The organism is Bradyrhizobium sp. Ai1a-2 (assembly GCF_000426245.1).
Taxonomy (GTDB): Bacteria; Pseudomonadota; Alphaproteobacteria; order Rhizobiales; family Xanthobacteraceae; genus Bradyrhizobium.
Genome location: NZ_AUEZ01000066.1, coordinates 1 through 24,399, shown reverse-complemented (window position 1 = coordinate 24,399; position 24,399 = coordinate 1). Strand labels below are relative to the sequence as shown.

The window sequence follows — 24,399 nt, the reverse complement described above, 5'->3', positions numbered from 1 at the left end:
TCATTCGTGACCCGATGCTCCTGACATCGCCGGGCCAGCCGCCCCCTTGCGGAAAACGGCGTAGATCAAAAGGCCGGAAAGCATGATCAAGGTACCAAGCGCCGACTGCAGCGGGCGGTCCGTCAACAGATAGTACATCATGAAGCCGGTCACGAGCAGGAAAACCGCAGGGGTGACCGGGTATCCCCAGGCGCGGTAAGGCCGCGGCAGGTCGGGACCGGTGATGCGCAGCTTGATCACGCCGAGCACCGTGAAGAACGAGCAGAACAGAAGCGCGAACTGGATGAAGTCGAGCACCGCCTCAAAGCTGCGCGTGAACAGCATCAGCGTCGCCACCGCAAGCTGGAACAGGATCGCATAGGCCGGCGCGCCGCTGGTCGAGCGGCGGGCGAAGATCCGCAGCGCCGGGATGTCCTCACCCATGGTCATCATCACCCGCGGACCGATCCACATCATCGCGCTGATCGAGGAGATCAGCCCGACGCAGATCATCGCGCCGACGATGCGGCCGCCGACCTCGCCGAAGATATAGCTGCCGGAGATGCGGGCGACGTCGAGCTGGCCGGCAAGCTTGTCGATCGGCGCGGTGTGCAGGAACACCGCGTTCAGCGCGACGTAGAGCACGAGCACGATCAGCGTGCCGGACAGCATCGCGCGCGGCAAATTGCGCTCCGGCAGGTGTATCTCGCCGATGATGTAGGTCGCCGCGTTCCATCCGGAGAATGAATACATCACGAACACCAGGCTGATCGCGAACGGCGCACTGGCGATATGGGCGAGATCGGCCGAAGTCGGCGCGAACGAGATCGGCTGCGGCGTCGTGATCAAATATCCGGAGACGAGAAACGCGACGATCAGCACTACCTTCAGGATGGTCGAGACCAGCTGGAAGGTCGAGGAGTGCTTGACGCCGGTGAGCTGGACGATCGACACCAGCCACACCACGCCGAGCGCCAGCGCGAGCGGCGGCGCATCCGGCAGGACCGACTTGCCGTATTCGCCGAACGCCATCGCGGCGAGCGCGACCGGCGCGGCGAACCCGACGGTCGCCGACACCCAGCCGGCGACGAATCCGAACGCCGGGTGATAGGCGCGGCTGAGGAAATTGTACTCGCCGCTCGAGCGCGGAAACATCGCGCCGAGTTCGCCGTAGGAAAACACGCCGCACAGCGCGACGATGCCGCCGACGGTCCACAGCAAGAGGATCGAGAAGCCCGACGGGATGTCCTTGACCTGGAAGCCGAGGCTGGTGAAAACGCCGACGCCGACCATGTCGGCGACCACGATGGCCGTGGCCACCAGGACCGAAACGGTCGAGCCGCTGCCGGGGAGCGAGCCGGACCATGCCGCGCTGCCCGTGTGTGATGCCGCCATATCGGACCGTACCTTCAGCGCCACGTGCTTCGACGATTCTCATCGTGCAGGCGGAAAACGGCCAATTCAAGCAACGTTAACAAGCATCTAACTGCCGCCAAGATTTGGGTATCATAATACCCAAATGTTGCCTTCAAAGGGCCAGCCTTTGTGTAAACACGGGAGACGACCCACAATCGCGACACGATTGGATGGTCTTCTTGCTGCTTCCGGATGGGGAAATTTTCCGGAGGCTTAACGTCACCTAAACACCGGTGCGCTCAGATTCGGCGTTTGCCGCGAGTTTCGGGGTAGTGGGTGGGATGATCGGGGCGAAGAACCCAGCGTTCCAGAAGTGTGATCGCGCGGACCGGACAATATCCCCGGCCGTGCGGTCGCGCATGCCGACGTCACCACGGCGCCGGATCGTGACCTGCGCGCTGCTTCTGCCGCTCGCCAGCCTGCTGGCTCAATGCGGCAGAGCGCCCAGCGCCACCGCGTTGGCTGCGAACACCCAGGCCGTCTCGAGCGATACCTTTGTGGATCGCTTCCCGGCGCCATCGTTCAAGGAGCGCTTCCCGACCGCGCAGGAAAGCCTCGTGCAGCGGCAGGCCGCCGCGACGGCGACGGCAGCGGAGCCGCAGCCGCAGCGTCCCGCGCCGGTCCGGGTCCGGGTGGCCTCGCTGACACCCACGCTCAATCTGCCGAAGCCGAGCGAGCGCGACGAGCTGACCACGCTGGTCAGCATGAAATCCTCCGCCTTCCCCTATTTCGGCAACAATCCGCGCTCGGATGCGCCGTTCCTCAATGTCACGAACGGCAGCCGCAAGGGCCATCGCAGCCTTTCGGGCCGCGTCTATTGGCAGGACGAGACCTACAATGACAGCCGCGTGCTGATGCACGTCCCCGAGAATTTCGACGTCGGCAAGCCGGGCGTGATCGTGGTGTTCTTCCACGGCAATGGCGCAACGCTCGAACGCGACGTGCGCGACCGCCAATTGGTGCCGCAGCAGATCTCGGACTCCGGCGTCAACGCGGTGCTGCTGGCGCCGCAGATGGCGGTCGACGCCGCCGATTCCAGCGCCGGAAAATTCTGGCAGCCGGGCGGCTTCAAGCGCTTCCTCGACGAATCCACCTCCCACCTCGCCCGCCTCTCAGGCGACCCCAAATCGGCGGCAGCCTTCGCCAACATGCCGGTCGTGATCGTCGGCTATAGCGGCGGCTTCCTGCCGACCGCCTGGAGCCTCGACGTCGGCGGCGCCACCAGCCGCGTGCGCGGCGTGGTGCTGCTGGATGCGGTCTATGGCGAACTCGACAAGTTCGCCTCCTGGATCGAGAACAACCGCACCGGCTTTTTCGTGAGCTCCTACACCCGCTACACCAAGCGGCATGACCAGGAACTGATGACGATGCTCAGGAACAAGGGCATCCGCGTCCGCGAGAGCATGGACGGTCCACTGCAGCCCGGCAGCGTCGTGTTCGTGCAGACGCCCGACGGCATCACCCACCGCGATTACGTCACGCTGGCCTGGACGCAGCACCCGGTGAAGGAAGTGCTGGCGAAGATGGCGGGACCCGCATCGTTTGCGCGGATCGCAAGCGCCCCTGCATCGGCGAGCCGCTAGTTCACACTGCGCGGCGGGGCCTCGTCAGCACCACGGTCGTCAGCGCCAGCGCCACGAAAGCCGCGCAGACATAGCCTGCGCCGTGCAGCCAGCCGTGCGCGAACAACGCGCCGCCGATCGCGGAGCCGATCGCCTGCCCGATATAGAGCACGGAGGTGTTGAGCGACACCGACGCCGATGCAAGCGCCGGCGCCGCAGCCACCAGCCGCACCTGCTGCATCGAATTGGTGGAGGCAAAGCCGAGTCCCCAGATCGCAACCGAGACGGCCATCAACGCATAGACACCCGCGCTCAGCGCCCATCCGGCAACGCCGGTCAGCATCAGTGAGGTGAACAGCACCGACGTCCGATACGGCCCCCAGGAATCGACGATGCGGGTCGCGATCATGACGCCGATGAAGCCACAGACACCGTAAAGGCCGAAGACGAGCCCGACCCCATTGGGGCCGGCACCCGTCAATCTTGTCAGCAACGGCCCCATGAAGGTGAAGACCACGAACTGGCCCGACATCTGCAGCGTCGTGATGGCCAGCAGCACCAGCACCATCCGGTTGCGACCGAGTTCGGTCCAGGTCTTCAGATCGACCGGCGCCCCGAGCAATCCGCGCGGCAATCGCCACAACAGCAGCGCGCAGCTCACGCAGCCGACCAGCGCGATGCCGGCATAGGCGGCGCGAAAGCCGAAATGACTTGCGATGAAGGTAATCAGCGGCAGCCCAACCGCAGCCGCGAGCGACCAGCCGAGGAAGATATAAGCAATGGTCGAGCCGCGCCGCTCGCCAGGCACGATCAGCGCGCCGGTGCCGGCCGCCTGCGGCGTATAGAGCGCGCCGATCGCCAGCATGACGAGGCGAATGGCCAGAAGGCTCGCGTAATCAGGCGCCAGGGCAGAGGCGAGATTGGTGATCGTGAGCACTGCGAGCGTCACACCGAGCAAGGTGCGGCGATCGATGCGGCTGGTCAGCCATGCCGTCAGCGGCGAGCCGATGCACAAGACCATCGCACCGAAGGTAATCAGGAGCCCCGCGGTGTGAATCGAGACGTCCAGCGCGCTGGACAGTTCCGGAAGCATCCCTGCCGGCGCCAGCACGGAACAGCCGGTGACGATATTTCCAAGCATCAGGGAGGTGGGCGCGAAGCGGCGCGTCACGGATATCATTTTCATGCAGGTGCATGTAAACCAGCCGGGCGAAGAAGAAAAGACACATTTGTAAAACGCGCTCTCGGCGGGCGGAGATCACGATCGGAGATCAGCGCAGCCAGGCCAATTCCCCGCCGATTTCTTGATATTGCCGGATTGCGCCAGCCCAATCGCCTGCTATATCGCTGCTTTCCGCTTACCTGCGTTCGTTCGCAGGAGTGAGCCACAGGAGAATGACATGTCCGACGACCACAAGTCCGAGTCCGGATTCCAGTACAGCATCGCCAATCTCAAGCCCGCCCAGCCGGTCGAGAAAGTCACCCTCACCTTCCCCGACGGAGCGAAACGCGAATTCCCCAGGGATATCACCGGTCTCGACGTCGCCCAGGGCATCTCGCCCTCGCTGGCAAAGCGCACGGTGGCAATGGCGCTGAATGGCGTTCTGTATGACCTCAACGATCCCATCACGGACGACGCCAAGATCGAGCTGGTCTCGCGCGACGACGCGCGCGCGCTGGAACTGATCCGGCATGATTGCGCCCATGTGCTCGCGGAAGCCGTGCAGTCGCTGTGGCCGGGCACCCAGGTCACGATCGGCCCGGTGATCGAGAACGGCTTCTACTACGACTTCTTCCGCAACGAGCCGTTCACCCCGGAAGATTTTGCCGCCATCGAAAAGAAGATGCGCGAGATCATCGCGCGCGACAAACCTTTCACCAAGGAAGTCTGGGATCGCGAGAAGACCAAGCAGGTGTTCCGCGACAAGGGCGAGGCGTTCAAGGTCGAGCTGGTCGACGCCATTCCCGGCGACGAGCCGATCAAGATCTACTTCCAGGGCGACTGGTTCGATCTCTGCCGCGGCCCGCACATGACCTCCACGGGGAAGATCGGCAACGCGTTCAGATTGATGAAGGTCGCGGGCGCCTATTGGCGCGGCGATTCCAACAATCCGATGCTGACCCGCATCTACGGCACGGCCTTCGCGAAACAGGACGAACTCGACGCCTACCTGAAGCAGATCGAGGAAGCCGAGAAGCGCGACCATCGCAAGCTCGGCCGCGAGCTCGACCTGTTCCACTTCCAGGAGGAAGGCCCGGGCGTCGTGTTCTGGCACCCGAAGGGCTGGACCATCTTCCAGCAGTTGATCGCCTATATGCGCCGCCGCCTCGCCGGCGACTACCAGGAGGTCAACGCGCCGCAGATTCTCGACAAGGTACTGTGGGAGACCTCCGGCCATTGGGACTGGTACCGCGAGAACATGTTCGCGGCGCAGTCCGCCGGCGACGAGGCCGAGGACAAGCGCTGGTTCGCGCTGAAGCCGATGAACTGTCCGGGGCATGTGCAGATCTTCAAGCATGGCCTGAAGAGCTATCGCGACCTCCCTTTGCGGCTTGCCGAATTCGGCGTGGTGCATCGCTACGAACCGTCGGGCGCGATGCACGGCCTGATGCGCGTGCGCGGCTTCACGCAGGACGATGCCCATGTGTTCTGCACCGAGGAGCAGCTCGCCGACGAGTGCCTGAAGATCAACGACCTGATCCTGTCGACCTATGCCGATTTCGGCTTCGAGGGCGAACTCACCGTCAAGCTCTCGACGAGGCCGGAAAAGCGCGTCGGCACCGACGCGATGTGGGACCATGCCGAACGTGTGATGGCGACCGTGCTGTCGGAGATCAAGGCCAAGGGCAGCAACCGCATCAAGACCGAGATCAATCCGGGCGAAGGCGCGTTCTACGGGCCGAAGTTCGAATATGTGCTGCGCGATGCCATCGGCCGCGACTGGCAGTGCGGCACGACGCAGGTCGACTTCAACCTGCCGGAGCGGTTCGGCGCGTTCTACATCGACCATGACGGGTCGAAGAAGGCGCCGGTGATGGTGCACCGCGCGATCTGCGGCTCGATGGAGCGCTTCATCGGCATCCTGATCGAGCACTATGCCGGCAATTTCCCGCTGTGGCTGGCGCCGGTGCAGGTGGTCGTCACCACCATCACCTCCGAGGCCGACGAATATGCCAAGCAGGTGGTGGCTGAGGCGCGCCGTGCGGGTCTGCGGGTGGAGATCGACCTGCGCAACGAGAAGATCAACTACAAGGTCCGCGAGCACTCGCTGGCGAAGATTCCGGCGCTGCTCGTGGTCGGCAAGAAGGAAGCCGAGACCCATTCGGTCTCGGTCCGTCGTCTCGGCAGTGAGCGCCAGACCGTGATCCCGACGGCCGAAGCGCTCGCCGCGCTGGTCGACGAGGCGACGCCGCCCGACATCAAGCGGGCGAAGTCGCTATCCTGATGCTTTAATCCATCTAAACTCGCTTCCGGTCGCGGGCATTCGCCCCTATCTCGTGGCAAGAAAGTCCGCGACCGATTTGAGCATTGATCCGTTCCGGAAAACCGGACCCCGACGTTTCCAGGGTCATGCTCCAGTTTAAGGGAAAGCCGCAGTGCCCGACGCCATTGAACTCCTCAAAACCCGCCGCTCGGTGAAGCCGCGCGAGATGACGGGGCCCGGCCCCTCGCCGGCCGAGCTCGAGACCATTTTGACGATCGGCGCGCGGGTGCCGGACCACGGCAAGCTCGCGCCCTGGCGCTTCATCGTGTTCGAAGGCGAGGCGCGCAACCGCGCCGGCGACGTGATCGCGAGCGTGTTCGCCAAGAAGAACCCGGGCGCGCCGGCGGCCGATATCGAGGTGGAGAAACGGCGGCTCACCGATGCGCCGCTGGTGATCGGCGTCGTCAGCTTCACCAAGCCGCATCCGAAGGTGCCGCCGTGGGAGCAGGAACTCTCCGCCGGCGCCAGCGCGATGAATATCCTTACCGCGGCGACTGCGCTGGGCTATGGCGCCTGCTGGCTCACCGGCTGGTTCGCCTTCGACCGCGATGTGCTCGACGGTCTTGGCCTGAAGCCCGACGAGAAGCTCGCAGGGTTTGTCCATATCGGCAAGCCAACCAGGCCGAGCGAAGACCGCCCTCGTCCGGCGCTGTCGGATATCGTGACGCGGTTCTGACGTGACTTCCGACCTCTCCCGCTTGCGGGTGAGGGCTCTCTCCACTCAGGGAGTCCCAATGCGGAGGCACCCTCACCCCAGCCCTCTCCCGCAGGCGGGAGAGGGAGCACAGCATAGATCGTGGATATAGTTCGACCTCACCCAAGCACAGCGCGTCAGAACGACATACGTCTGCAGCCCGCTGGCGGCGGCCGGTTTGCGAAGCGCGCCGCGGTCCATGCCATCAGCGGTTCCTCGAGCGGCGAGCCCGGCTTGACCATGCCGTGGTCGAGACCTGCGAAGGTCCAATATTCGAGCCGCTGGCCGGCGGCGCATCGCTCCTCGACATAGCCGGCGGTCACCGCCGGCGGCACCACGTCGTCCTCGGCGCCCTGCGCGATCACGAGGGGCGCCGGGATCGGATGGTCGGGATCGTTCTGCGCGAGCCTTGCGGAAAGCGCCACGTCGGTGCGTGTGGCCAATGCGGGCCCCTCGAAGGTCGTGGTGAGCACTGCCGCCCGCACCGGCTCCTCCGCCGGGAGGAAGCCGCACAGGCCTGAGATCTCGCGCGCGGCCGCTAGCGCCTCGGGGCGAATCGCCTGCTCGAAGGTAATGTCGGGATAGAAGCGGCTGTAGGCGCGCGCAACATAGGGCCCGAGCCGCTTGTCGATCCCCTGGTTCATGGCAATGATGTTCCGCAAATTCGTAGCCGGCGCGATCGCGGCAACGCCTGCGATCTCGATCTCCGGCGCGTAGCGCGGAGCGGCAATACCGGTCCACAACGCCGAATGGCCGCCCTGCGAATGGCCCCACACCACGGTGCGCGCATCGAGCGTCAGCTCGGGCATCTGCTGTGCGGCGCGTATGGAGTCGAGCGCGGCCCGCGCCTCACCTTCACCGATGAGATAGGGATGCGGGCCGCCCTTCTCGGCGAATGAGTAGTCGGAGGCGACGATCACCCAGCCTGCCCGCACGATCCGATCGAGCGCGGGAATCCCCAGGGTCGGGGCCGATATCAGCGATGGCATGCACCTCTGCTGCAGGCCGGTTGTGCCGTGCTCCCAGGCGATCACCGGACGCGGACCCGCGGGCGGATCGACCGGTGCAAACACGGTCGCCATGGCGGTTGCGCGCGTGGTGTCGTTCACCGTGGTCGTATAGAGGATGCGCCAGCCCCGCATGCCGGCCGGCAGCCTGACATCCCGGAGCGGCTCGCTGCGCAGCAGCACGCCTGGTTTATCCGGCACTTGCGCGGGCGGATCATAGAACGCATCGGGCGCGCGCACCGTGACGCCGGCAAACATCTCTTGCACGGCCGTCGCGTTGTCCGACTGGGCGGCGACCTCGAACGGCGTGCAGACGACGCCCGCAAGCAGGTGGAGCAGCACAGCGAGCCGGATCACACGACGTCCTGGAGCGATGGTCATGGCCCGCGCCCAATATCGCCATGAGCCGACATATTTGCGGCAAAGACGGCCGCGCCGCAGACCGCGTCACGCCGCCTTCGAAGCGCGCCCGGCAAAGCCTGCCAACAGCGTTGCGATCTCGTCCGCCGGCCGTGCCGCGCTGAACAGGAATCCCTGCACCTCGTTGCAGCCTTCGGCGCGCAGCCAGTCGAGCTGATCGACCGTCTCGACGCCCTCGGCGGTGGTGGTGATGTTCAGGCTGCGGCCGAGGCCGGAGATCGCGCGCACGATCGCCACGCAATCGCTGCGGCGCGCCAGATCCTTGACGAAGGAACGATCGATCTTGATCTTGTCGAACGGAAAGCTGCGCAGATAGCTGAGGCTGGAATAGCCGGTGCCGAAATCGTCCATGGAGATGCTGACGCCGAGCTCGCGGAGCTGATGCAGGATCGCGAGATTGGCTTCGGTCTCGGCCAGGAACACCGACTCCGTGATCTCGAGTTCGAGCCGCCGCGGCGACAGGCCGGAATGCGCCAGTGCCGAGATCACCGCCTGCACCAGATTGCGGCTGCGGAACTGCACCGGCGACAGGTTGACCGCGACCTTGATCTCCTCGGGCCATTTCATCGCTTCCGAGCATGCTTCGCGAAGCACCCATTCGCCAAGCTGGACGATCAGGCCGATGTCTTCGGCGACCGGCACGAATTCGGCCGGCGAGATCATGCCCTTCTCCGGATGGTGCCAGCGCAGCAGCGATTCGAACCCGCTGATCTTGTCCGAGGCGATGTCGACCAGCGGCTGGTAGTGCAGCTCGAATTCGCCATTGGCGAAAGCGTGGCGCAGGTCGCGCTCGAGGTCGCGGCGCTTCTGCGCCTGGCGGTCCATCTCGTGCTCGAAGAAACGATGCACGCCGCCGCCGTCCGACTTGGCGCGATAGAGCGCCATGTCGGCGTTGCGCATCAGTTCCTCCGAGCTGGTGCCGTCGCCCGGCGACAGCGCGATGCCGACGCTCGCGCCGACCACCACCTCCATGCCGTCGATGTCGTAGCGCGCGCTGAGCGTCCCGATCAGGCGTTCGGCAAAATCGCTCGCCTCGTTCGGCGTGACATCGCAGAGCACGATTGCGAATTCATCGCCGCCGAGCCGCGCGGCCAGATTGTTGCCGGTGATGTCGGCCGTGAGCCGCTCGGCGACCTGCTTCAGCAGCCGGTCGCCCATCGCGTGGCCGAAGGAGTCGTTGACGTGCTTGAACAGGTCGAGGTCGACGCACAGCACCGCAACGCGCTTGCTCCCCGATTTGCTCCGCTGCAGCGCCTCGCGCAGGCGATCCTGGAAGAAATCCCGGTTCGCCAGACTGGTCAGGCCGTCATGATGGGCCATGTAGGCAATGCGCGCCTCGGCCTTGCGCCGCTCGGTGATATCGACCAGCGCCACGAGATAGCCGTCGCGGCCGTCGAAGGAAACGCGGCGGCCAAAGGTCAGCACATGGATTTCGCTGCCATCCGCCTTGATGTGCCGCCAGTCGCGGCTTGAATGATAGACGTCGCCGATTTCCTGCAGCGCCTTGCTGTGGGAGGCCCATTCGTCCTCCGGCCAGAGCTCGCGCAGCTTCATGCTCAGGAATTTCTCGCGCGGATAGCCATAATGCTGGACCGCGGCGTCGTTGACGCCGAGGAATTCCATCGTGGCGGCGTCGAACACCCACATCGGCATCGGGTTGTTCTCGAACAGCAGGCGGAATGAGACCTCGCGACGCTTCAGCGCCGTGACATCGGACAAGGTCAGCGAAAGCAAATCGCCGAAGGCGGTGACGGCGAGCCGCAGGCAGCGGTCCTCGCTCTCGATCTCGAATTGGGTCCCGCTGGTCCGGCGGAGGGTCTCACGCAGGCGCTCGGTCACCTCCGCAGTGCTGAGCAGGCTTTCGCCGGCGCTCAGCCTTTGCCACAGCAGCTCGTGCCCGGGCCGCTTCAAGAGCCTCGCAGCCCCCTGATTGAGATGGACGATCTGGAAATCGAACGGCTCGCCGCGCGGATCGCGGATGGCAGCCAGCGACAACAGGCCTTCATCGGTCGCCGCGAAGATCGTGTCGAGCAGATTATACTGCATGCCGCGCTCGTTGACGTAAGCGCCGATCAGCGTGCCGCCCCAGCGCGAGAAAGTCGGCAGCGCCAGCACGTCATAGGTGCGGACCAGGCCGTCGCGCACGCAATGCGCCGTCGCAAGATAGGGCCGGTGATTGAGCGCCGCATTGGCGGCGGCTTCGCCGAGCGCGGTCGCGCAATCCGGCGAAAGCTCGCTCAGCGCCATGTCCCAGCGGTCGTCATTGAGCCATTGCTGGATGTAGCGGCCGGGTTGCGAAACGGCGAGCGCGCCGCCCCTTTCCTTCAGCAGCACGATGTGATCGGCGAGCCGGCCAAGGCTGCCGAGCATCACGTCCTCATAGCGGGGCAACCGGTCACCCGGACGCAATGCGGCCTGCCATTTGCGCTGGAGAATCGGAACGTCGCCGAACATTTCTATGTTGGATTTTCCCGACGACTTCTTCGCCGCACTCATGACGCGCCCCGAACACCCAAATCATGAGCCGACGAAATTCGGATCACGACCTCATTTCACATTCGAGCATGATCGCGGCGCAAACGCTTCGCGTTTGTCGCGAGGGAAAACCGGCTTCCCCTGTCCGATTTCATGCTCCAATCCCCGCCCGCATCCAAATCAGGCTCGCTTAAAGCAATGTAAAGATTGCGCAGGCGACGGAGCGCCGGCGCCATTATGACAGTTCTAAGTCAGATCTTGGTTAGTGTGCGTTAGAGACTATGACAGTCACTGAAAATTTTACGCGCATTTAGCGCGCGATGACTTCCACCTCGCCGTCGACGCCGTTGACGACGTTGAAGGGGCGCTCGAACACCTTGCCTTCGTTCTTGGCGATCGCGCGGTATTCGCCTTCGGAGAGCACGACGCGGGGGAATGCACCGATCGATTCCTTGATGACGTCGCCGCCCGGCGTGATCACCGACCACGCGGTATTCGCCAGCGCCTCGCCGCCTTTTTCGCTGACGAGCTTCAGCGTGATGACAGCCGCGCGGTGGCTGACAGTAGCGTCGGTGAGCTTGCCGGCCTGGACGCGGATGTCGGAGCGCACCACCGAATTGGCGTCGCCATAGTTCGAGATGATGTGATAGGTCCCCTCCGGCAACAGCGCCACGTCCCCGGCAGCCACGTTCGGGATCATGGCATTGCGGTCCGATCCGTCGAACTGGCTGCCCTTGTAGATCGCAAACGAAATCTGGTTTGGCGGAATCTTGCTGGAGCCGACCCGGCCTTCGATCCGCAGCCCGCCCGCCGGCAGGATGAAGGACTCGCGATCGGTCTCCGACTTCAGGCTCACGGCGCGCACCGCGCTGACCAGGCCGAGCGCCACGTGGACCACATAATTGCCCGGCGGCAACACGAGGTTGGGCGTGGCGCCGCGGTCCTCGCGGACCAGCTTGAAGGTACCGTTGTCATCCGGCTTGTCGGCAAAGACCCGCCATACCAGGCCATTATTGATGACCGGCAGATCCTTGCCGTAGCGGGCGGTCAGCGACAGCACCGCCTGGTTCGCAGTCTGCGCCCCCGGCTGCGGTCCGGCCGGCGGGACCGTGGCGGTCGAGGGCTGCATGATCGTCGGCTGGGTCAACGGCGCCGGCAGGTTCGGCGCCGACCCCGGCCCGGAAGGCGGCGCCAGGTTGATCGCGGGCCCGGGACCGGGAACCGCAGCCGGCGGTACCGGGGGTGGCCTCTCACCAAACCATTGCGCCGAAACGGCGGTCGGAACCGCCAAAACCAGGGCTACGGCGAACGAAATCGCCGGGCGAAGCACCCAGCCCCGCCCGCATCGTCCGATGCGATCGCCCCAAAGAGTCATGGAACGATGCTTTTCAACGAAAACGCGGCAAATTCAAGCCTCCACAGCTATACTGCATTGCAGCTATGGGAATCCGGCTCCGCGCGCCCGCTGTCGCGCTCAAGTCACAATCCCTGCCTAGGCGCTATGCTGCTGGGGCATAAACCATGCATGCGAACGATTCTGGCGGCGCCTCGTCGCGGAGCCTAATCTCGCGCCGGCAGGAGAACTCAGAGTGTTGGACAGCTGGATGGGCCGGAGCAAGAGCGCCGATGGCTCCGACAAGCTAGGCCTTGGCGCCCAGCGGCGGCCCGTGATCGGGCTGGCACTGGGCGGCGGCGCCGCGCGCGGTTTTGCGCATATCGGGATCGTCAAGACGCTGATCGCCCACGGCATCATTCCGAATGTCGTGGTCGGCACGTCGATCGGCGCCGTGGTCGGCGGCGCCTACGCAGCCGGCCATCTCGATACGCTGGAGGCCTGGGCGCGCAGCCTGCAGCCGCGGAACATTTTCAGCTATCTCGATATCCGCCTGAACGGCTCGGGCCTGATCGGCGGCTCCAAGCTTGCCGCCGAACTCGAGTCCGCGATCGGCCAGACCCAGATCGAGGATCTGCTGATAAAGTTTGCTAGCGTCGCGACCGAGGTGCGCACCGGCCATGAGATCTGGCTGACCCATGGCCGCGTCGTCGATGCGATGCGCGCCTCCTACGCGCTGCCCGGCATTTTCGCCCCGGTCCTGGTCGGCGATCGCTGGCTGGTGGACGGCGCACTGGTCAACCCGGTGCCGGTATCGGCGGCGCGCGCGTTCGGCGCGGAGATCGTGATCGCCGCCAACCTTTCCAGCGACGTGTTCAACCACTCCACGACGATCTATGCGCACGGCCAGCCGACCGAGGTCACCGTTGTGCCCGAGGTCGTTCCGGATCCTGTCCCGCCGAAACGCCGCTTCGGCAAGTTCTTCTCGGCCGAGCGCACCATGAAGCGCGAGTTCTTCGGCAGCAGCACGCGGCCGGGTATCTCGACCGTGATGGTCGACGCCTTCAACATCATGCAGGACCGCATCACCCGCGCACGCCTCGCCGGCGATCCGCCGGACCTCTTGATCTCGCCGCGGGTCGGCAAGATCGGCTGGTTTGACTTCCATCGTGCGGATGAACTGATCGCGCATGGCACGCGCGCCGCCGAGCGCGCAATCGAGTCGATCCAGGAAGCGATCGACATCCTGGTGCCGCCGGCAACGACGACGGCTACCGGCGCAGTCCCCGACGAGACCAACGAATAGATCTCAGGCCGTCTTGATGTAGTCGCGCAGCGCTTCCTGCTCGGCTTCGTATTCCTGGACCCGGCGCTTGACGATATCGCCGATCGAGATCAGGCCGACCACGCGACCGTCCTCAAGCACGGGGAGATGACGGAATTTTCCGAGCGTCATCATTTCCATGATTCCGGCGACGGTGTCGGCAGCCCGGCAACTGACCACCTTCCGCGTCATCACCGCGGCGACTGGCTCATCGAGCACACCGGCGCCGCGCTCGCCGAGCACGCGAACGATGTCGCGCTCCGACAAGATGCCTTCGATACGGCCTTCCTTCATGACCAGCACGGCGCCAATCTTGCGCTCGCCGAGCGTCTTGATCGCATCGGTCAAAGTGACCTCCGGCGGGACGCTCGTGATCTGGTGACCCTTGGAATCGAGAATGGAACGTACCGTCATTGCCGCCTCCTGAATCCTTGCCGCGCCCCAACCAGGAGGCGTGACATCGTTCGTGAGTTCTCAATCAACAGTTCCGCGCAGTTTTCGTTTCCGGCGCGGTGGGCAACAAGCGCGGCCATCGTGCAGCGCAAGAGGCGGCAGCTTGCGTCACAACTAACGATCAATGATGGATGAAATTGCCGTAAGCCGCAAGCGGCGATCAGACGCGGTCCGGCCCGCCAGGCGACAACGCATCTGCAGCATGACGGCGTTCCGGCGGCACCGGATCGAACAGCGAGAACAGCACGAGCCCGGCCAGAAACCCGCCGATATGCGCCTGCCAGGCGACGCTGGCGCCATCGGCTCCGATCGCGATCGAGCCAATCCCGAAGATCAGATTGACGCCGAACCAGATCGCGAGAAAGGCGAGCACGCGACTGTCGCGCAGCGCGCGCGACAGCGACAGCGCCGGCACCTTTGCCGCCGCCTCCGCGTCGCCGCGGCTGAAGGAGAGGAAGCTGCCCTTGACGAAGGCAAAGCGGATCGCGGCCGCCATGGTGCCGGACACCGACGCGGATGCGCCGATCATCGGCGCGATCGCATGCTCATGGGTCAAGAGATGCGCGAGCGCGCCGGCGGCTGCCGTGACCGCCATGAACAGATAGAAGCGCAACGCGCCGAACCGCCGCGCCAGCGCGCTGCCGAACGGCAGCAGCCAAAGCACATTGAAGACGATATGGGTGAGATTGGCATGCAGCAGCGAATAGGTGACGAAGGTCCAGACCTTGGCACCCTCGCCGCCGGGAAAGGTGACGTTGAGCAGCGTGGAATCATAGCGCTTCGGAATGAAGCCGAAGACGTCGATGGTCCAGTTTTCCCACTCCGGCGGCAGCAGCACGCGCAAATGGATGACCGCGATCAGCGCGATGTAAGCCGTCAGCGCCGCGGGCAAGGTGAGGATCGGCTCGCGCGGAGGATCCGGCGGTTCATCTTGCGGAGGTTCGAACGGCGATTCCAAGGGATGGGCGACCTTAGCGCGGCGCGGATGGGCGATCAGCCCAGATAGGCGGCTTTGCCCGCATTGTGCAAGTGCACAGGCAGCAAAGAATAAGGGCGGCCCCTGAGAAAGGCCGCCCTCTGCTGCTGTCGGTCTTGTCGCGCCCAAGAGGAACGGGAGGACACCCCCACCCTTCTCCGCGCGATGACCTGATTGTTCGACGCCACCTGTGTACGGACCCGCCGGCCCCTGGAGAACAGCCGGCAAGAACGGGAATGAGCGGACAGTAGAGGGGCATATCGGCGGTGCCAAGCTCACAGTTAATTTAACGTTAACACAGCAAAGCCGCCGGAAAGGTTGCGAAAACGTGGCCGCGGCATGGACGCTGCAAAAGTTCCCCTGCACTACTGAGAATGAATGCGTGTGCGCGAAACCGGGACAGATCTGTCCCGGCATGGCAGACGCGGGGCAAGGTTATTGAATGAAGCATCCGGGAAGCCGCGAATTCTTTGACTATTGGGACAAGACGCGTGGTTATGCGCGTGCGCCCGATCGCAGCGACCTCGATCCCGAGGCCGTCCGCGAGCGGCTCGGCGATATTTTCGTGCTGTCCTACGAGCATGAGGCGGGCTTTCCCTTTCGCGTCGCCGGCACGCGCGTCTGCGCCCTGCTCGGCCGCGACCTCAAGGATACGAGCTTTGCGGCGCTCTTCACCGGTGAGTGCCGCCGCCAGATCGAAGATGTCATCACCTTTGTCGCGGAGGAGATGCTGCCCGCCATCGCCGGCGTCACCGCTTTGAGCCAGGCAGGCACGCCGGCGCATCTCGAATTGCTGCTGCTCCCTTTCAACAACCGCACGCATGTGCCGGTGAGCCTCACCGGCCTGCTCGCACCGATCGAAAGCGTTGCCACCACGCTCTCCGATTTCAAACTGACCTCGTGGCGCTATCTGCATCCGCCGGAAAGATTGGTACCGCGTGCACTGCGAAAGCTCGCGATCGCGCGCGGATTCGTGGTCTATGAGGGACTGCGGCCGGAAGGGTAGAGCGTTCGCGTGACGGTCAGCCGCGATCTGGGCTATCATCCCTTCGGTTCAACGAAACCGGAGGAACGTCATGGACGCTGCGACGCCGCAGGCGCATCAGACTGCCGATACGCATTCCCATCTCGTGCGCCCGCAGGACATGGAGTGGCAAAAGACCCGCTTCCCCGGCTGTGAGGCGAAGACGCTGCTGTTCGACCGCAAAACCGGCTTGATGACGGCCTTGATGCGTTTTGCACCGGGCGCCGTGTTGCCCGACCATGAGCACGTCAATATCGAGCAGACCTATGTCCTCGAAGGCTCGCTCGTCGACAAGGAAGGCCCGGCACAGGGCGTTGCCGCGAAGTCAGGCGAATTCATTTGGCGCGAAGCCGGCAGCCGCCATGTCGCGTGGTGCCCCGAAGGTGGATTGATGCTTGCGATCTTCCAGGTGCCAAACAAGTTCTTCGAAGCCGACGGCCGCGTGGTCGACGCGGCCGGTGCCGATTGGGACGAGGCGTGGGGGCATACGCGTTAGTTGGTCCAGTCTAGGCCGCAGTGGCAGGCCTTCGCTCGGCCGCGCGGCGGTCGTAGTCGTCGGCGAGCGTGTTCAGCGCGCCGCTGCAATCGCCGGCAAAGGAGGGGCCGTGCATCAGAGCGAGCGTGCGCGGCGAGAATCTCGCGAGCGCGCGGATGGTTGCGCCCATATCGGGATTGAGGGAGGAATATCTGAAAAGATCTTCCGCTGCGATCGCCGGGCCGACGACGTCGCCTTCGGTCAACGCGGGACCATTGCCGAGTTGGGTAAAGAGATCGCCGCACATTAGCGTCCCCGTCGATTCCTCGATCATCACACCGGCGTCCCAGCCGTGCGGCGTATGCGGTGTGTCGATATAGCGGACGCGCTTGCCGCCGCCGAGCTCGATTACGTCACCGTCTGCAAGCACCCGCGGCGCGCGATCGGCCATGTCGTTCAGCGACACCAGGCAGCCGGTGCTGCCGTGCGCGACCTCGGCATTCGGCGCAATCGCCAGCCATTCGTTCATTGCCCCGCATTCATCCGCCTCATAATGCCCGAACGCAATCCAGCGCAACTTTGCGGGATCGACGAGCCGGCTCACCGCTGCCAACTTCAGCGGAAACATCTTTCGCAGGCCGGTGTGGAACATCAGCGGCTCGTCAGCCACGACCAGGAACTGGTTGAAGGTGAAGCCGGCCGGCGGGGCAATATCGGGCACGAAGGTCGAGAGGCGATAGATGCCGTCAGCGATTTCATCGATGCGGGTTTCCATGATCTTCTCCGAAAATATAGAGGAAAAGTGCCACTCTACCCGCATTTTGCCGATGGACGCAGCCTGTATCTGGCCTGCTCGGCGCAGGGCCGGCAGACGCTGGTCCGGCGGCGGCGGCCTCAAAATTGCCGCCGCCGTCAAGGTCATGGTGCAGCCGATCGACGGCGGGGCTGATGCATGAATGCGCGAACGGTGGATCGCGCTTTCGCTAGCTCATCTCGCGCGCGGCTCTGACCAATCGATCAGGGTTGCGCAAGATGCCAGGCGCCGTTGAGGAAGCCGTCGCCGGTGATGTCGCCGGGCTTCTGGTCCTTGGCGAAGGTGTAGAGCGGCTTGCCCTTGTAGGCCCACTGCTTGGAGCCATCGTCGCGCGTGATGATGGTGTAGCCCTCGCCCGCCTTGTCGCTCGCCTCAGCCTTCAGGACCGGCCAGTTCGTTGCGCACGGGCCATTGCAGGCCGACTTGCCATCGGAGTCCTTGTCAAAGGTATAGAGGCTCATGCCCTTCGCGTCCGTCAGCACAGCTCCCTTCGTGGTGGTGCCGGTCTTGGTCGGCGGTGCGGCGAGCGCCGTGGAGACCGTCGCCAGCGAAATGGCGGTGGCGAGTGCGAAACCGATCGATGGGTTCTTCATGATAGCTCCTGTAAGGAAATAGCTTGCATGAGTAGGACCTACGGAGGCGCGTTCTATTCCGCTGGAGGAAACGGAGAATTTTTTCGCAATGCTTGCCTGACATGGGGGAATAATTCGGCAATTGGCTTTCGACCCAGGTTCACCGGATCCGCCCTGTCCATTCGTTGCCCCTGTGTCGGTTTTTGCCGGATTTGCGTCATTTCGAAGCGCGGCCTGGACGAGTAAGTTGCGCGGCGGGGGCGAGGCGATGAATTCGTAGAGCGACGCAAGCAATGTACTGGCGGCTTCTCGCGTGGGGCGGTCTTGCCGCTGCCGCGCTTGTCTTGATCATTGGTGGTGGCTGGCTTCTGACGCTGCCCTCGCGACCTGCGTTTGGAAACATGCCGCCGATCGCAAGCCAGGAGGCTGACGCGACCATCGCAGCGTTGAAGCCGCCGAAGCGGCAGCGGCCGCTGATTGCGATCGTCGGCATCAATGAGCAGACCGAGACCACCGATTATCTGATGCCCTATGGCATCCTCAAGCGCGCCGACGTCGCCGACGTGGTGACGCTTGCGACGGGACCCGGACCGGTGACGCTGTATCCGGTCCTGAAGGTCGAGCCGCACGCCACCATCGCGGCGTTCGATGCGCAACATCCTGATGGCGCCGACTATGTCATCGTCCCCGCCATGAGCCGCGAAGACGATCCAGTCGTCGTGCAATGGATCAGGCAGCAGGCGCAAAAGGGCGCGATCGTCGTCGGCGTCTGCGTCGGCACCATGGTGGTCGCCAGCACCGGATTGCTCGACGGCAAGCGGGCAACCACGCATTGGTACTCCGTGAAAGACCTGCGCGAGAAGCATCCGACGATCCAATACATCAGGGATCGCAGGATTGTGGTTGACCAGGGTGTTGCGACCACAACGGGGATCACGGCTTCGATGCCGATGTCGCTCACGCTGATCGAAGCGATCGCCGGCCGCGAGAAGGCGCAAGCCATTGCCCGCAACATCGGCCTGCCCCGTTGGGATGCCCGCCACGACAGCAGCGCGTTCCAGTTCACACGGCCGTTCGCGCTCACGGCGATCCAGAACACGCTCGCCTTCTGGAACCGCGAGCAGCTGGGCATCGCGCTCGCGCCCGGCATCGACGAAGTCTCGCTCGCGCTTGCGGCCGACGCCTGGTCGCGGACCTATCGTTCGCGGGCGGTGACCTTTGCCGCAACCGCGAACGCGCAGCCGAGCCGGAACGGCCTCCGCATCCTGCCCGATCAGGTCGCGGACCAGTGGCCCGCCGAGCGGTTGCTGCAACCGGTCGGGTCGATGCCGCCTGCAAAGGCACTGGACCAGACGCTGCAGCGGATCGAGGCACGCTACGGCGGACCTACGGCCAATTTCGTCGCCGTGCAGCTCGAATATCCGCGGCAAAGCGCACCGGATTGAAGCGGCATCGGTCCGGCGGGCCAACAATTTTCCCCCGCCGGCGCCACCGTCATCTGCCTGTCACGAAATGTGCCGACTCCTCGTTCGGTACATTCCGAGGACACCGATGGACTATTTTCGACGCTTCACCTTCCTGTTCGCGGCGCCCGTGTTCGATCCGGAGGATCTCGAGGGCATCCGCTTCAACCAGATCATCGACGAGATCCAGCGCTCCGGCTTCGAGGTCGTGCGCGCTCGCAAGCTCGAGGATGCCGAGATCGCGGTGCAAACAGACGCGGCGATCGGCTGCATGGTGGTCGACTGGGGCAAGAAGGGGCTGGAAGGCAAGACCGCGTCGCTGATCAACCTGATGCGGCGGCGTGGGCTCGATTTCCCGATCATCCTGTTGATCCGCCGCAAGCGGTTCGAGGACCTGCCGGTCGAGGTGCTCGATTTCATCGACGGTTATGTGTTCCTGTCCGAGGAAACGCCGCCGTTCATTGCCAAGAACCTGATCAGCCGGCTGAAGCAATATGCGGAGACGCTGAAGACGCCGTTCTTCGGGGCACTGGTCGACTATGCCGAAGAGGGCAACCAGCTCTGGACCTGCCCCGGCCACAATGGCGGCGTGTTTTACAGCCGCAGCCCGATCGGACGCGTGTTCGTCGAACATCTCGGCGAAGCCGTGTTCCGCGATGACCTCGACAATTCCGTGCTCGACCTCGGCGACCTCCTCACCCATGAGGGACCGGCGCTGCGGGCGCAGAAGGAAGCTGCGAGGATCTTTGGCGCGGAGAAGACCTATTTCGTACTCAACGGCACCTCAACATCCAACAAGGTCGCGCTCGGCTCGCTGGTCACCGACGGTGACCTCGTGCTGTTCGACCGCAACAACCACAAGGCCGCCCATCACGGCGCGCTGCTGCTCGGCGGTGGCATCCCCATCTATGTGCCCACCGCACGCAACGCCTGGGGCCTGATCGGACCGATGCGCTGGGACCTGCTCGACGAGACGTCCCTGCGCGAGCGCATCCGAAGCCATCCGCTGGTCAAGGACAAGGACGCCTGGAAGAAGCCCCGCCCCTTCCGCGTCGCCGTGGTCGAGCAGTGCACCTATGACGGCACGATCCACAGCGCGGAGATGATCCTCAAACGGATCGGCCATCTCTGCGACTACATCCTGTTCGACGAGGCCTGGGCCGGCTTCATGAAGTTCCATCCGATCTATGCCGGCCGCTTCGCAATGGGCCTTGCCGACCTCGGCCCGGAGGCGCCCGGCATCATCGCCACGCAATCGACCCACAAGCAGCTCGCGAGCTTCTCGCAGGCCTCCCAGATCCACGTCCGCGACCGCCACATCAAGGGCCAGAAGCGCCGGGTCGAGCATCGGCGTTTCAACGAGAGCTTCATGCAGCACGCCTCGACCTCGCCGTTCTATCCGCTGTTCGCCTCGCTGGATGTCGGCGCGCAGATGATGAAGGGCCGCTCCGGCGAGGTGTTATGGGATGACACGATCCGGCTCGGCATCGAGCTGCGCAAGAAAATCCGCGCCACCCGCCGCGAGTTCGAGGAGAACGAGGCGAGGCCCGAGCGGCGCTGGTTCTTCGAGCCGTTCGTGCCGGACCGCGTGATGATCCCGGATGTCGCGCGCGAAGGTGGGGCGCACAACGTCGCCTGGGAAACCATCTCCACCGACCAGCTCGCGACCAATCCCGCATTCTGGCAGCTCAAGCCAGGCGATAGCTGGCATGGCTTCCCCGAGATGACGGCGGGCTTTGCCATGACCGATCCGAACAAGCTGACGCTGCTCACGCCCGGATTCGATCATGCGACCGGCACCTATGCCGAGCACGGCATCCCCGCCCCGGTGGTGGCGCAATATCTGCGGGAGAACCGCATCGTCGCCGAAAAGAATGACCTCAACTCCCTGCTCTTCCTGCTCACGCCCGGCGTCGAGGCGAGCAAGGCGGGGACGCTGATCTCGGGACTCGTCGCCTTCAAGAAATTGCATGACGACAATGCACTGCTCGAAGACGTCATTCCCGAATTCTTCCGCCGCAGGCCTGCCCGCTATGCCGGCGTACGCCTGCGCGACCTCTGCGGCGACATGCACCGCTTCTTCCGCGCCGCCGACGTCAGCGCGCTGCAGCGCAAGCAGTTCCTGCCCGAGCATCTGCCCGAGATCGCGATGTCACCGCGCGAAGCGCAGCGCTTCCTCGTGCGCAACGACGTCGATTATCTCCCGATCGACGAGATTTCCGGCCGCATCGCTGCAACGCCATTCGTGGTCTACCCGCCCGGCATCGCCACCATCGTGCCGGGTGAACGGCTGTCGGAACAGACCCGGCCGATGACCGATTACCTGAAGATGTTCGAGGCGTCGTTCAACGCGTTCCCGGGCTTCGAGGTCGAGATCCAGGGCGTCTACAAGGAGATCGACGAGGCGGGCCGCGTACGCCTGTTCACCTACGTGATTTCCGAGTGACGGCCGATGAACGAGGAGAGGATCATCGTCAGGCCGTCGCGCGAGGCCGACGTCGAGGCCATGCTGTCGATCTACCGCCGCCACATCCGGCGCGGCGTCGACGACAGCGTCGAGGACAGCGGGGTGCCGGAGCCGGATGATTTCCGCGACCGGCGCAAAAACTTCCGCAACCATCGCCTGCCCCACCTGGTTGCAACCCGCAACAGTGAGGTGGTCGGCTATGCTTATGTGGTGCTGTTCCGGAAGCGGCCGGCTTATCGCTATGCGGTAAAGCATTCGATCTATGTCCACCACGCCCATGTCGGCCGCGGCATCGGTCGCCTCCTGCTCGGCGAACTGATCGACGCCTGCGCGGCGGCCGGGTTTCGCCAGATGATCGGCTATATCGACAGCGACAACGCGGCATCGCTGGCGCTGCATGAGCGTTTCGGCTTTGCCCGCGCCGGGCTCTTGCCCGGCGTCGCCTATCGCTTCGGCCGCTGGGCCGACACCGTGATGGTGCAGCGCTCGCTCGGCCCCGGCAACACCGCGCCGCCCCCGCCTGCCCCGCTGTCGCGACGGTAAGCAGCAGCCGGCTATGTCGGCCGCCAGCGCACCGGGAAGCTTCGCGCAACCGCAAGCGCCGCGCGCTCGTTGGCCTCGAGCGCGATCTTCTGCGCCAGCATGACGTCGCCGGCCACCAGCGTGTCCCGAGGCACGAAACACCAGCCGGCATGCAGCCGGCCGACTTCGTCGAGCTCGTAGATGTTCATGCCGGTGCCGTGCCGGATCCGGTAGCGCTTGCCGCTGTGGCAGCCGACAACGTCGAAATAGCCGCTCGCCTCATACTGCGAGAGCTGCTCGGGCGTCAGCCATTCCTTCAGCAGCGCCAAGCCGCGCGACTGGCTGTCATCCAGTACGCAATATTCGACGAACCGTCGCCAAGCCGTGCGCGCCAGCCGCGCGGCTTCGGCGAACGCCCGCGACAACCCGCCGGACATGACGGACCGGCCTATCCGCCGACAAGTCGCGGATAGAAGAGCGTCTCTTCGGCGGTCGGATCGAAGGAACGGACCACGGTCGGCTGCCCCGACACGTCCCGCACCGCAGCGGTGTAGCCGCTCTTCATCAATGCGTCGAAGCGCATTTGCGCTTCGCGCAGGGCCTTCTCGTCGGCGGGATTGAAATTGTGCCGGCTGTCGCCAGTGTGGTCCATCACGATTTGCGTCGCCATCCCCGCACTCCCTTGCTGGATGAGGTTGCAAAACTAATGAGAGATTAGGGCGAAAGTTCCGGCTGCGCCAGCGCAAAGTCGTGAATGCTGACCTGCATCTTTCGCTTTCGCACGTCGGCATGATAGCCTCAATTTTAGCCACCGTCGAACGGTGCGTTGCGCACCGCCTCATAGTGGTGACGGATTTGTGGCTCGATGAACAGCGACACGTCGGGATGCGCCACCCGGACCCGCGCTCCAACGCCTCGACGCAGCGCGCAGGTCCGGCGTCGGCAATTCGTCGGAAAATCCCGGGCGAAATGGCGGTAATGGCCAAAGCGGATCGGAAGCGGCGGTACGATGTCCCTCGAAGAATCCGGCCGGCATGTCGTCGAGTTCGTCAGGGACCACCGCGCCTGGGCGGCGCCGATCGTGTTTTCGCTCGCCTTCGCTGAATCGCTCGCCGTCCTCTCCTTCGTGGTGCCGGCCTGGGCCGTGCTGGTCGCTATCGGCGCGATGATGCGATCCGGCGGCATCGCCTTCCTGCCGATGCTCCTCGCCGGCGCGCTCGGCGCCGCGTTCGGCGACTGGCTGTCCTACTGGATCGGCAGCAAGTTCAAGCATTCGATCGCCAAGATGTGGCCGTTCTCGCGGCATCCCGACCTGCTGGTCCATGGCGAGGCGTTCATCAAGAAATGGGGCGTGCTCGCGATCTTCATCGGCCGCTTCTCCGGCCCCCTGCGCGCCTCAGTGCCGATCGTCGCCGGGATGCTGCGGATGCCGCAGCCTCCGTTCCAGATCGCGAATTTCGTCTCGGCGTTCGTGTGGGTGGCGGTGCTGCTGCAACTCGGCGACGTCGGCGGGATCGTGTGGGCGTGGCTGTGGGAGAATGTGCTGCAGAAGTTTTGGGGGTGAGATTCGGATTCAATTGCCAAACAGCGGACCCATCGGCTTCGGCGCGAGCTGCGCGAATGATGGGTTTCGCTTCGCTCTACCCATCCTACGATTCCGATTCAATTTTCAAATAGCGTGAGGATGTACGTTCGCGTTCTCGCGGCATGATGTGCCCGAGGTTTGCGTCTCGTTTCACCCTCTCGAATACAGAGGGCGCAGGGAAAGCCGGGTGCTGGTTGCACCCGTGGGTCCCGTGCAAAAAACGCACGGGGGTAGGACCACAGGTTCAACCGAAAACACTCCGGCTTTCCCTGCGCGATGGTGTTACGGTTTCCTTCGTGCTCTCCCCGGTGACCGGCTATCTAATGCACACATCTTTGTTGCGAAGATCGGCG

Annotated in this window: 22 protein-coding genes; 11 read left to right on the top strand and 11 right to left on the bottom strand. The window is 64.4% G+C overall.

The genetic code is table 11. The features are described 5' to 3' along the window. Positions 1-1,374, bottom strand: a complete 1,374-nt coding sequence (locus tag K288_RS47165) for an amino acid permease (protein WP_043161266.1) — start codon at positions 1,372-1,374, stop codon at positions 1-3. Between the two features lie 380 nt (positions 1,375-1,754). Here K288_RS47165 and K288_RS0131965 point away from each other — a divergent pair, with 380 nt between their 5' ends. Beyond that, complete coding sequence (locus K288_RS0131965; protein ID WP_244443330.1) at positions 1,755-2,978, top strand: alpha/beta hydrolase; 1,224 nt, start codon at positions 1,755-1,757, stop codon at positions 2,976-2,978. A 1-nt stretch (position 2,979) separates the two neighbouring features. On the opposite strand, the gene K288_RS0131960 is transcribed toward K288_RS0131965, so the two are convergent. Continuing rightward, positions 2,980-4,143: an MFS transporter gene (locus tag K288_RS0131960; RefSeq protein ID WP_027583211.1), complete on the bottom strand. Its 1,164-nt coding sequence runs from the start codon at positions 4,141-4,143 to the stop codon at positions 2,980-2,982. A gap of 214 nt (positions 4,144-4,357) precedes the next feature. Between K288_RS0131960 and thrS the strand changes: the two genes are divergently transcribed. Continuing rightward, the gene (gene thrS / locus K288_RS0131955; RefSeq protein ID WP_027583210.1) at positions 4,358-6,403 is read left to right on the top strand and encodes a threonine--tRNA ligase; all 2,046 of its coding nucleotides are present in this window, start codon (positions 4,358-4,360) and stop codon (positions 6,401-6,403) included. A 151-nt stretch (positions 6,404-6,554) separates the two neighbouring features. After that, positions 6,555-7,118: a nitroreductase gene (locus tag K288_RS0131950; RefSeq protein ID WP_027583209.1), complete on the top strand. Its 564-nt coding sequence runs from the start codon at positions 6,555-6,557 to the stop codon at positions 7,116-7,118. 155 nt (positions 7,119-7,273) lie between these two features. Here the strand turns inward: K288_RS0131950 and K288_RS47160 are convergent, their stop codons facing one another. The 3 genes from K288_RS47160 to K288_RS0131935 all read right to left on the bottom strand — a co-directional run bounded on the left by K288_RS47160 (position 7,274) and on the right by K288_RS0131935 (position 12,413). Beyond that, positions 7,274-8,524, bottom strand: a complete 1,251-nt coding sequence (locus K288_RS47160; RefSeq protein WP_084799857.1) for a lipase family protein — start codon at positions 8,522-8,524, stop codon at positions 7,274-7,276. Between the two features lie 66 nt (positions 8,525-8,590). Beyond that, complete coding sequence (locus K288_RS0131940) at positions 8,591-11,059, bottom strand: EAL domain-containing protein (protein WP_027583208.1); 2,469 nt, start codon at positions 11,057-11,059, stop codon at positions 8,591-8,593. 289 nt (positions 11,060-11,348) lie between these two features. Continuing rightward, a complete protein-coding gene (locus K288_RS0131935) occupies positions 11,349-12,413 on the bottom strand; it encodes a hypothetical protein (protein ID WP_027583207.1) in 1,065 nt (354 codons plus the stop codon). A 229-nt stretch (positions 12,414-12,642) separates the two neighbouring features. On the opposite strand from K288_RS0131935, the gene K288_RS0131930 reads away from it, so the two are divergent. Next, positions 12,643-13,677, top strand: a complete 1,035-nt coding sequence (locus K288_RS0131930) for a patatin-like phospholipase family protein (RefSeq protein WP_152535767.1) — start codon at positions 12,643-12,645, stop codon at positions 13,675-13,677. 3 nt (positions 13,678-13,680) lie between these two features. Here the strand turns inward: K288_RS0131930 and K288_RS0131925 are convergent, their stop codons facing one another. Further along, on the bottom strand, positions 13,681-14,109 hold the full coding sequence (locus tag K288_RS0131925; protein WP_027583205.1) for a CBS domain-containing protein: 429 nt from the start codon (positions 14,107-14,109) through the stop codon (positions 13,681-13,683). A gap of 199 nt (positions 14,110-14,308) precedes the next feature. Next, complete coding sequence (locus tag K288_RS0131920) at positions 14,309-15,106, bottom strand: rhomboid family intramembrane serine protease (RefSeq protein WP_027583204.1); 798 nt, start codon at positions 15,104-15,106, stop codon at positions 14,309-14,311. A 460-nt stretch (positions 15,107-15,566) separates the two neighbouring features. On the opposite strand from K288_RS0131920, the gene K288_RS0131915 reads away from it, so the two are divergent. Next, positions 15,567-16,130, top strand: coding sequence for a PAS domain-containing protein (locus K288_RS0131915; protein ID WP_027583203.1), 564 nt, complete (start codon positions 15,567-15,569; stop codon positions 16,128-16,130). Positions 16,131-16,200: 70 nt separating this feature from the next. After that, the gene (locus K288_RS0131910) at positions 16,201-16,644 is read left to right on the top strand and encodes a cupin domain-containing protein (RefSeq protein ID WP_027583202.1); all 444 of its coding nucleotides are present in this window, start codon (positions 16,201-16,203) and stop codon (positions 16,642-16,644) included. Between the two features lie 10 nt (positions 16,645-16,654). Here K288_RS0131910 and K288_RS0131905 read toward each other — a convergent pair whose 3' ends face one another. Beyond that, a complete protein-coding gene (locus K288_RS0131905) occupies positions 16,655-17,398 on the bottom strand; it encodes an MBL fold metallo-hydrolase (protein WP_027583201.1) in 744 nt (247 codons plus the stop codon). Between K288_RS0131905 and K288_RS0131900 the strand changes: the two genes are divergently transcribed. Next, complete coding sequence (locus K288_RS0131900) at positions 17,397-17,579, top strand: hypothetical protein (RefSeq protein WP_027583200.1); 183 nt, start codon at positions 17,397-17,399, stop codon at positions 17,577-17,579. The two genes, K288_RS0131905 and K288_RS0131900, sit on opposite strands and share 2 nt — an antisense overlap. Before the next feature lie 61 nt (positions 17,580-17,640). On the opposite strand, the gene K288_RS0131895 is transcribed toward K288_RS0131900, so the two are convergent. Further along, positions 17,641-18,030, bottom strand: a complete 390-nt coding sequence (locus K288_RS0131895; protein ID WP_027583199.1) for a hypothetical protein — start codon at positions 18,028-18,030, stop codon at positions 17,641-17,643. Between the two features lie 272 nt (positions 18,031-18,302). Here K288_RS0131895 and K288_RS0131890 point away from each other — a divergent pair, with 272 nt between their 5' ends. The 3 genes from K288_RS0131890 to K288_RS0131880 all read left to right on the top strand — a co-directional run bounded on the left by K288_RS0131890 (position 18,303) and on the right by K288_RS0131880 (position 22,482). Beyond that, the gene (locus K288_RS0131890) at positions 18,303-19,454 is read left to right on the top strand and encodes a DJ-1/PfpI family protein (protein WP_027583198.1); all 1,152 of its coding nucleotides are present in this window, start codon (positions 18,303-18,305) and stop codon (positions 19,452-19,454) included. Positions 19,455-19,560: 106 nt separating this feature from the next. After that, a complete protein-coding gene (locus K288_RS0131885) occupies positions 19,561-21,918 on the top strand; it encodes an Orn/Lys/Arg decarboxylase N-terminal domain-containing protein (RefSeq protein ID WP_027583197.1) in 2,358 nt (785 codons plus the stop codon). Between the two features lie 6 nt (positions 21,919-21,924). Further along, positions 21,925-22,482, top strand: a complete 558-nt coding sequence (locus tag K288_RS0131880) for a GNAT family N-acetyltransferase (protein WP_027583196.1) — start codon at positions 21,925-21,927, stop codon at positions 22,480-22,482. A gap of 11 nt (positions 22,483-22,493) precedes the next feature. Here the strand turns inward: K288_RS0131880 and K288_RS0131875 are convergent, their stop codons facing one another. Next, on the bottom strand, positions 22,494-22,898 hold the full coding sequence (locus K288_RS0131875; protein ID WP_027583195.1) for a hypothetical protein: 405 nt from the start codon (positions 22,896-22,898) through the stop codon (positions 22,494-22,496). 11 nt (positions 22,899-22,909) lie between these two features. Next, positions 22,910-23,131 carry a hypothetical protein gene (locus K288_RS0131870; protein WP_027583194.1) on the bottom strand — a complete coding sequence of 74 codons (222 nt, stop codon included), beginning with the start codon at positions 23,129-23,131 and terminating at the stop codon, positions 22,910-22,912. A 339-nt stretch (positions 23,132-23,470) separates the two neighbouring features. Here K288_RS0131870 and K288_RS0131865 point away from each other — a divergent pair, with 339 nt between their 5' ends. After that, positions 23,471-24,025 (top strand): DedA family protein, encoded by a 555-nt coding sequence (locus K288_RS0131865; protein ID WP_027583193.1) that lies wholly within the window; start codon positions 23,471-23,473, stop codon positions 24,023-24,025. Positions 24,026-24,399: the final 374 nt, after the last annotated feature.